At 62.9% G+C, this 1,574-nt stretch carries 2 protein-coding genes; both read left to right on the forward strand.

What is annotated here, in order from left to right; all coding sequences use genetic code 11:
* The first annotated feature begins 244 nt into the window (after positions 1-244).
* Positions 245-829 carry a class I SAM-dependent methyltransferase gene (locus ABT116_RS45065; protein WP_351646828.1) on the forward strand — a complete coding sequence of 195 codons (585 nt, stop codon included), beginning with the start codon at positions 245-247 and terminating at the stop codon, positions 827-829.
* An 86-nt stretch (positions 830-915) separates the two neighbouring features.
* Positions 916-1,574, forward strand: a 659-nt coding sequence (locus ABT116_RS45070; protein ID WP_351646830.1) for a condensation domain-containing protein, incomplete at its 3' end; no start/stop codon positions are given.

Consider the following 1,574-nt stretch of genomic DNA (forward strand, 5'->3'; position numbering starts at 1 on the left):
GCGTGCGCGGGCTACGGCGGCTGTCCGGCGATGGCGCGAGTTGTCCAGACATCCGCTCTTCGACAGGTTCACCTCGCGCGCCTGCCTGGTCGCCGCCCGCAGCGCCGAGGGCGTCCTGGCTGAAATTGTGCCCGAATAGGGACCCGTTCACTATGCGAGCGCTTGGAGAGGGTTCTATCTTGAGTTCGGGATGATCCGGGCATAACTCCCAGTGAAACGGTGAAACGGATATGGGAGAGCAATCATGGACGCACGCGACTGGGACGAGCGATACCGAGCGGCGACGGAGCCATGGGGAGTCGACCCGGCGGGAACCGTCGCAACAAGAATTTCCGATCTGAGACCGGGCACCGCGATCGATCTGGCCTGCGGCGACGGCCGTCACGCGCGGTGGATGGCTGCGCAAGGTTGGTCGGTGACTGCGGTCGACTACTCGTCGGTGGCGATCGATCTGGCACGGGCGAGTGACGGGGACAAGGCTGTCGACTGGCAGGTCGGCGACGCGACCGAGTGGCAGCCGGAAGGGCTGGTCGACCTGGTGTTGGTCAGCTTTCTTCACCTCGAGGTCGACCATCTGGCCGCAACCTTGAATCGCGTCGGGAAGTGGCTGACGCCCGGCGGACGGGTCCTCTATTTGGGGCATTCCATCGAGAACTTCCATCGTGGTGTGGGCGGTCCACCCGAACCGACCATTCTGCCCGGTATTTCCGATCTCGCTCGCGCTGCGGAGGGATCGAGGGTCTATGCCCTCGAACATGTCGTTCGGCCGCAGGACGGTAAGACGGCAATTGACGTTTTGCTCGAATTCGGTCCGTGGGAACAGGTCTGACCAGGGGGGGGAGCGCACCTTCACGTTCCTGGGTAGCCTACCCTAAACTTGCGAGGGTGTTCGTCGTTCGATGAGCATGAACGACGATGATCGGATTCTTGATGTCTGACCACTCTCAGGTAGCTCACCCGGCGGTATCGGGCGGTGCCGATCTGGACGCAGCGCTCCCGGCGACGGCCGCTCAGCGTGAGGTGTGGGTTGCTCAGAACGTCGATCCGAGCAGTCCGGTCTACAACATCGGACTTGTCGTCGAGGTCGACGGCACGATCGACATCGAGCGCGCGGCAGCGGCGATCGAGGCCAGCGTCGGACGCGTCGAAGCGCTGTTCGTGCACTTCGAGGTCGATGCCGACAACCAGCTGATCCAGGTGCCGATTCCGGATGCACGCTGGGACGTGGAAATTCTCGACCTTCGGGCCGAGGCGACTCCCGATTCGGCAGCGCAGTCGTGGATGGACACCGACATGGCCCGGGTCTTCGGTGCGGACGATCTACTCTTCCGTCAGACACTTCTGCTGACGGCCGACGACCGAGTCATCTGGTATCAGCGCTATCACCACAGTGTGGTCGACGGCTACGGCATCTCGCTCATCGTCGCCGACGTCGCAGAAAGATACGACAATCCGAATCTGGGGACTGCCGCGCCGCAGTGGTCACTCGACGCCGTGGTTGCAGCCGATCTGGATTACCGGAACTCTCCGCGATTCCAGACCGACCGTCAGTACTGGGTCGAACGCGTTGAATC

The organism is Streptomyces sp. NPDC002130 (assembly GCF_040296465.1).
In the GTDB taxonomy this organism is placed as follows: Bacteria; Actinomycetota; Actinomycetes; order Streptomycetales; family Streptomycetaceae; genus Streptomyces.

Coding starts and splice junctions, on each gene's coding strand:
- ABT116_RS45065 (WP_351646828.1), top strand. CDS start 245: ATGGACGCACGCGACTGGGACGAGCGATACCGAGCGGCGACGGAGCCA.